Raw genomic sequence first — 7,069 nt, forward strand, 5'->3', positions numbered from 1 at the left:
ATAGAACCTAAGAAAAGCAAGACAGCATAAGCAAAATAGGTGGAGGTCTTGATTATTTGTTCAAACTGGTTTTGGAAAAAATCTGGATGAAAAAAGTAAATAAAAAGTGTGCTCCCGAGAAAGGCAAACCATATGACGCTCAAAAAAAGTCTCATTTCTTAATTATACTGGATTTCCGAATTTGAGAAAAAACCGGAGGCGGAAGAGGTGAGATTTGAACTCACGGTACGGTTGCCCGCACGCCGGTTTTCGAAACCGGTGCCTTAAACCACTCAGCCACCCCTCCAAATGCACTTGGTAAAGATAGCATTTTTTGCCATTTTTTCAAAAAATGGTATTATCTTAGGGCATTTCTTAGACGGCCCCATCGTCTAACGGTTAGGACATCGGCTTTTCAAGCCGGTAATCGGGGTTCGATTCCCCGTGGGGTCACAAACTGTGCAAAGCAGGCAAACTGCTTTGCCTGCGAACAATTTTTGAATCCGTAGCCATATTTCGCCTGCTGGCGAAAAGGCGAGGCAGGGTCATGGATAAAATTGAGAAATTTTTCCGTCAGGAAAAATATTTGTGGCCATATAAATTGTGTGGCCGAGCCCTCTATCGCCTACAACGAGCTTTCGAGTGAGGACGGTGTAATTTATTCCTAGGGGTTAAAAAACAAAAAAACTCCCGTTAGCCTTAGGCTAACGGGAGTCTGTGTCTCATTTTATAAGCCGGACACACTGCGGCTTTTTTTAATGTTTTGGTTTTTTTGTGTTTTCTTGATTCTCCTTATCTGTTTTGAATCAAGGTGAGTTTCGGTTGAAACCGGGCGTATGAGTTTGACCCCGATGATTTGAAACTGTCCGCCTTGTTCGCAGGCGATAACAACGATTTCTCTTGTTTCCCAGCTCCTCCTCTGGGCACTCGGTTGAGGACCTTCCCTCAGCGGAACACGTTTGACGACGACGCCATCTACACGCTCCATGTAATTCCACTTTGGTAGGACGGAATTTCCGTCGTTCGTGTGGAATGTAAGCACCTGCTCCTTTCCGAATGCGAGCGCGGTTTTTACGACAGGGTCCACGATGACAATTCTGACCCACTCGTTGTACTGGAATTCATAGAACGTCTTACAGGCCCATGTCTCCAGTTCACTTGTGGGCTGCGTGGAGCACTTTTCGTTGATGAAATATCGAATCTTTTTTCCGTTTTCGATTTTTCTCTCTGTTTCCCAGCGCGCGGTTTTGTCGGCCCCTGTCCGCTGAAACTTGAGAAAAATAAATTTCTCTTTTTCAGCTTTCGCTTTCCTTTCCGTCTGTTTTGACGTTGTTCTTGATGTTTCCGACGGTGAAGCAGTGGGGGAGACAGGACTGTGTGTTTTTTCCGGAAATTTTTCTGTTTCCTGCGGTGCGGTTGCTGTTGTGCTCTGAGTCATACGCCCTCTCCTTTTCTGGCTGTTTCCAGCCGCTACATTGTTTATGAAAAAACCGGTCTACCCTTAATAATAGCATTATTTCTAGTGTTTGTCAAAGGTACCAAAACATAAAAAGTCATACAAGGTCATGCCTTGACACATTGGTTTCCCCATTTAGAATACGAAATCACAAACAAAAAAGAGCCCCGAAAGGGGGCCCTCAATCCTCTGGTCCTCAAAAAGCCAGTTTCCTCGGTTGAGAGCCCCTTTCGGGGCTTTTTCTCCACATACCCCACTTGACTTTTCTCAAAAAATATGTAGTATTTCGAGGAATGAATCAGCCGGGAAAAGTTATATTTCATGACGAAAGTCGCTCTCGTAAGAAGGTTTTTCGAGGGATGATTCTTTTTCTCACTTTGCTTGCCGCAAGCGCTTCCATATTTGCGTTTTTTGACCTTGTAAGTAATACCCATTACAGTTCTGAAAATTTCAACACTATACGTTACTACAATTACTATTTCAGCGAACGTAACGACAAAAAAATCTCCATTACGTTCGATGACGGTCCGGACCCGGTCTATACCGAAAAAATTCTTTCAGTACTTGATGCCTACAATGTTCCGGCCACGTTTTTCTTTGTCGGGCGGGAAGTTTTAACGCATCCGTGGCTTGTCAAAAAGGTTGCCTCGCGTGGGTATGAAATTGGCAATCACACATTCACTCATTCGGAAGATGTCCATTTATCCGAACAACGCGTAAAGTGGGAACTTGGGGCCACGTCATATGTGATGACAATACTTACGGGGAAAACACCGTTATTTTACCGTCCCCCATATCTCCTTGATATCGGTATTGACCCGACATCCAATCCGTATGTTCCGGAATCAAACGCGCTTCAGTGGATGCTTGAATATGGATATATTCCCGTCGGTTCTGACGTTGACAGCAAAGATTATGAAGCACGTTCCGTTGAAGATATTTTGACACATGTGCGAAATGACCTTGCACAAGGAGGACGTATTGCTTTGTTCCACGACGGAGGGGCTCATGACGTTTCAAAAACGATAGAAGCCCTTCCCGTGTTGATAGAAACGCTCAGGGCGGAAGGTTATACGTTTGTCCCTCTTTCCGATGTTCTCATTCCGCCGGCAACACCCCAACTGACATATGATCTCGCTTTCGGAAGTCTGGATGTAACAACCGAGGGGCAAGTTTCTCTATTACAGGAGTTTCTTGTATACGACGGCTACCTTGAGCGCCAGTATGTAACAGGGACGTTTGACGAAATAACCGCCTCGGCGCTTTTTGAATGGCAGTCGACGCACGCCGTTCTTGACGCGTCAAAGGTTACTAATATGTGGGAGGTTCGTACCGACGAAGCTACCCGCGCGCTTATCTCCTCGCTTTCTACAAATGCATACACCGAGCATAAACTTCTAAACCGTGAGCCGGCCCTTTATTCCTATCCTCGAGCTTTTGTTCAAGGCCTTTTTTATTTTATTGGAATTAGCCTTCCGTTATTAAAAAAAGGATTTTTCATTGTTACGTTTATTGTCGCTCTCCGCGTTTTGTTCATCTTCTTCATGCTTTTGGTCCGTCGCTTGTCTGACAGAAAAGCAAAACAGACCGCTCTGTCATGGTGCGGCAATGTAAGCGTGATAATTCCCGCGTACAACGAGGAAGAAAACATTCAGGCTACGGTTATGAGTATTCTTTCAAACTCCTACAAAGTTGATGACATTATTGTGGTTGACGATGGTTCAAAAGACAGAACTGCGGAACGTGTCAAAAAACTCAAAAAACAATATCCCGGACGAATTACTCTTATTAGTCAGAAAAATGCCGGCAAAGCCGCCGGTCTTAACAAAGGCATCGCGCGTGCCAAACACGATATCGTTATTACCCTAGACGGCGACGCCATTTTTTCAAAAACGGCAATAGAACATCTTATCGCTCCTTTCACGGACCCGAAAGTCGGAGCAACCGCGGGGACGGTGTTGACGGCAAATACAGGAAGCATCCTCGACCTTTTCCAGCGAATAGAATACATATCGGGACAATATTTGGAAAAATACGCCCTTAATTACTTCGGGGCAACGGGCGTGGTGCCCGGTCCTATCGGGGCGTGGAGAAAGTCGGTCATTAAAGAGGTGGGCGGATACTCTTTGGATACGGTTGTTGAAGACCAGGACATTACGCTTGCGGTGCAAGCTGCCGGATACAAAATTATTTATGCACAAAAGGCGATTGCCTACACGGAGACACCCTTCACGATGCGCGATTTTTTCAAGCAACGATTCCGATGGACATTCGGAACATTCCAATGTTTTTGGAAGTACAAAGGATATTTCGGAAATAAAGACGCCCCTCAACTCTCATATGTCATTCTTCCCAACGTTGCGTTGTTCGGGATTATTCTTCCCGTCTTCTTTCCTCTTATGGATATAATGTTTCTTGCGGCGCTTTTATTCGGAATCACTCCGGCATTCATAAAAGGGTATCTCTTGTTTACTTTTTTTGATGTGCTCTATGCTTCCTGCGCGCTTTTTCGCAAGATTGAATATACTCCGCTTGTCTTCCTTGTTCCTATCCAGCGTCTTTTTTATCGCGTGGTAATGTTTAACGTCATTATTAAAAGTTACGTCAAAATGATAGAGGGGACATATGCCTTTTGGAATAAAGTTCTCAAAAAAGGAGAAGCCCAAGCCTATTTTGAGAAAGTGGCTTTAGTACGTAGTGCCTGATACAGTCACGGTCTTCTTCCACTCTCCATCGGGGACCGCGAGGGCATCAACAAAACGCCACGATACCGGCTTGTTATTTTTTAGTTTCAGACAATCCCACACTGCGGGGGACAGGTCGATACCCGCCCTCTCTCCAAACGTGTTCTGTGGTTTTTGAGAACCGAATACGTAATCAAAATCGTCCGTTTCAAGTGGTCCGACATCTTCCCATTGGGCGTAGCACGTAATGTTATTGTACGTTACTTCAACCCATCGGTTTTTCACGAGTTCCTCGCCTTCTTTTATGTCGTTGTACCACGGAATATTACGCGTGTTTTCCTTTATGTTTCCGTCTTCGTCATATTCTCCGTAGGGAAGCGCGATATAAAACGGGTTCTCTTTCGGGGTAAACGCGCACGGAAAATATCCGCATCGGTTTTTGGGATTATCTACTCCTCCATAATGTGCTTGCCATTGTTCATCCCAGTAACTTTCTACGTTGGTAATAAAGGCGTTGTCCTCATTTTCCGTCTCTCCGACCCAAAAAAGTGTCGCAATAATATTTTTATGCAAGGGATATAGTGACGCGATAGGTGTGACAGAAGGGGATTCTTCTTTATCTGAACCAGGCAAAACGCCGGTTTCTTTCTCTGCCTGCTTCTCTTCAAATGGCTGTATGTCGGCATTTTCCTCCGCCACTTCTTCAAAAGTTGTCGGCGATAATGCCTGTCTGCTTTGAGGGGTTGAAAGGATAACAAAAAGAAGAAAAGCGCAAAAAAGGCCTATAACGCTGTATATAAGATTTTCTCTCATTCAGGTGTTATACCAGATTAAGGCCAAATAAGGAAGAACGCCCGAAAAACCTTGACAAATCTGCATTTTTATGTAGAATAATATTCTAACAAACCAACGGACATCAAATTTCATTAAAGAGGCAAGGGTTAAGTTTATGGAAACCAAAAAAACGCAAAATACACACACAGAAGACCATTTTTGGAAGTGGTTTCTTTTCTTTAGTGCTCTTTTGTCTGTGGGTTCAATATCCTTCCTCTATTTTTCTTTTTTCGGAAAGATAATCGCCGGGTCGCTTCCAAATTCCCATTCTTTTTTGGATTCGAATTCTCTTTCGTCCACAACGGCTCCTTTAGGGTTCCCGGTTGTGTATGACGAATCTCTCCATCTTGGGTGGGAAAACTGGTCAACGAATACCCGTGTTAACGATAAAACCCGTTACGCGAGTCCCTGGGGTAACAATTCCCTTCTGGTTAATTTTGATTTCCCGTACGCGGAATTTTACATTCACGCGGGACCCCTTCTTCCGATTGCGGCCTATACATCGGTTGAATTTGATATTTCCGCCGACCTGCAGAACGAAGGCGAGTTGGTTATGGAATTGCTTCAAAATGAAACAGGACTCGGAGAGCAATCTGTTGAATGGTACGCCCCGCAGCCGCTGACGGCGTCAAACGGATGGCAACACATTGTCATTCCGCTTGAAAACCTGAACGCAACGACGACCATTAGCGGTATTCGTGTTCAGCTCAATCAAATCGGACGAATATATATTGATAACCTTAAGTTTTCGGAAAAAGTTGCTCCTCACTCGCGCTGGATTGCTCCGGTGTATGTGGAAGACTTGTACCCGCAGGAAACATGGATTCAATATCCGCTCTCGCAAGTCTCCCGCTTTGATATCGCCTCGGATTGGTTGACGCGATACGGCGGACATACGATTGCCGAAAATAACCTATTAAAAGGCTTTGCGCTTGATAATTCGCAAATCTCTCTTTCCGTGTTTACCGGAGGGCTTACATGGTCCGATTACGCATTCAATGTCATATCCGACTGGGGAAACTACGAGGCCGTGTCTCTTGTTGTCCGTTATCAGGACGCCGATAATTATCTCCAATGTACTTTTTCGGAATATGCCTCGTATGTGGAAATTTCCGAAACGAAGAGAGGAAAACAAAAGCTTCTCGCGCACGCGTATCTTACGATAGCGCTTGATGAAGCGTGGAAAGATATAAATATCGGAGCGCGTGTATCGGGAAATCGCATAAGTTGTTTTAAAGACGCAAAAGAAGTGTTGCGGCATGAAAATGACGCGTTGCTCAAAGCGGGAACTGTCGGAATTGGATTATGGAACGCGAATCAAAGCAACGAAAAGATTCTCATCAAAAAAGTGGACGTCAGTCCCTTGATTCCTTAATTATCCGTTTTCTGTTTTTGTTTCTCTTTTTGCCCTTGACTTAGGGCATTTCATATTGAGAATACGGAATCACAAACAAAAAAGAGCCCCGAAAGGGGGCCCTCATCCTCTGGCCTTCAAACGCCAGTTTCCTCGGTTGAGAGCCCCTTTCGGGGCTTTTCTGTTGTCCCAATTTCGGCAAAAATTTGACAGTATTCCCAAGCTGTTTTCTATATCCGAAAAGGAATTCCAAAATCATTGACCTCCGAAGTTACATTGTTATTATTATAGGTCGTGACATCTTGAAGAGGAAACCAAGATAGTACGGATAATATAGGAGAGTGATGAAAAAAGTTTCTTCTTTATCTTTTTATGTGGGTGCGCAAGCCGCCGATGGTTATTAGTCATTAGGCGGTTTTTTGTTTTCAAAATAAAGAAATACGGTCCTCGGTTTGCATAAATTGAAAGCCGGCAAAAAAGAGTTCAAACATAAACTTTTTAAAAGTGTGGAGAGTTTATGTTTGGACTTTATTACATAAAGTTCAGGTCGATACATCTTTTAAATTTTTTAATTCTTTAATCTCTTTATTCTGTACTCAAATACCTGAGTACCGGTACTTGAGTACCGGAAAGAGGGGTTAAAGAATATAAAAGACAGTGAGAAATTATAAGCATTAAAAAAATTAGAATTAGTAAAAGTATGAAAAAAATATTATTAAGTTTGGGCATGATTTCGGTGGTTGCCGTCTTGGCAATCGGCGC

The 7,069-nt window shown here is 43.8% G+C and carries 4 protein-coding genes and 2 tRNA genes; 3 read left to right on the forward strand and 3 right to left on the reverse strand.

All coding sequences use genetic code 11. From position 1 onward, the window contains the following. Positions 1-199 precede the first annotated feature (199 nt). A tRNA-Ser gene (locus Q8O71_01080) sits at positions 200-286 on the reverse strand. 74 nt (positions 287-360) lie between these two features. Between Q8O71_01080 and Q8O71_01085 the strand changes: the two genes are divergently transcribed. Next, positions 361-432 (forward strand) — tRNA-Glu (locus Q8O71_01085). 274 nt (positions 433-706) lie between these two features. Here Q8O71_01085 and Q8O71_01090 read toward each other — a convergent pair. Then, on the reverse strand, positions 707-1,417 hold the full coding sequence (locus tag Q8O71_01090; protein MDP2704975.1) for a hypothetical protein: 711 nt from the start codon (positions 1,415-1,417) through the stop codon (positions 707-709). A gap of 311 nt (positions 1,418-1,728) precedes the next feature. Between Q8O71_01090 and Q8O71_01095 the strand changes: the two genes are divergently transcribed. Beyond that, the gene (locus Q8O71_01095) at positions 1,729-4,140 is read left to right on the forward strand and encodes a bifunctional polysaccharide deacetylase/glycosyltransferase family 2 protein (GenBank protein ID MDP2704976.1); all 2,412 of its coding nucleotides are present in this window, start codon (positions 1,729-1,731) and stop codon (positions 4,138-4,140) included. Here the strand turns inward: Q8O71_01095 and Q8O71_01100 are convergent. Beyond that, complete coding sequence (locus Q8O71_01100; protein MDP2704977.1) at positions 4,123-4,932, reverse strand: hypothetical protein; 810 nt, start codon at positions 4,930-4,932, stop codon at positions 4,123-4,125. The genes Q8O71_01095 and Q8O71_01100 overlap by 18 nt on opposite strands. A gap of 136 nt (positions 4,933-5,068) precedes the next feature. On the opposite strand from Q8O71_01100, the gene Q8O71_01105 reads away from it, so the two are divergent. After that, on the forward strand, positions 5,069-6,328 hold the full coding sequence (locus Q8O71_01105; protein MDP2704978.1) for a hypothetical protein: 1,260 nt from the start codon (positions 5,069-5,071) through the stop codon (positions 6,326-6,328). Positions 6,329-7,069: the final 741 nt, after the last annotated feature.

Source organism: bacterium (assembly GCA_030690305.1).
Taxonomy (GTDB): domain Bacteria; phylum Patescibacteriota; class Minisyncoccia; order Phycocordibacterales; family JAGLPS01; genus JBBUCK01.

Excerpts from the sequence above, each read along its gene's own strand:
- Q8O71_01090 (MDP2704975.1), bottom strand. The coding sequence starts at position 1,417 with ATGACTCAGAGCACAACAGCAACCGCACCGCAGGAAACAGAAAAATTT.
- Q8O71_01095 (MDP2704976.1), top strand. The coding sequence starts at position 1,729 with ATGAATCAGCCGGGAAAAGTTATATTTCATGACGAAAGTCGCTCTCGT.
- Q8O71_01100 (MDP2704977.1), bottom strand. The coding sequence starts at position 4,932 with ATGAGAGAAAATCTTATATACAGCGTTATAGGCCTTTTTTGCGCTTTT.
- Q8O71_01105 (MDP2704978.1), top strand. The coding sequence starts at position 5,069 with ATGGAAACCAAAAAAACGCAAAATACACACACAGAAGACCATTTTTGG.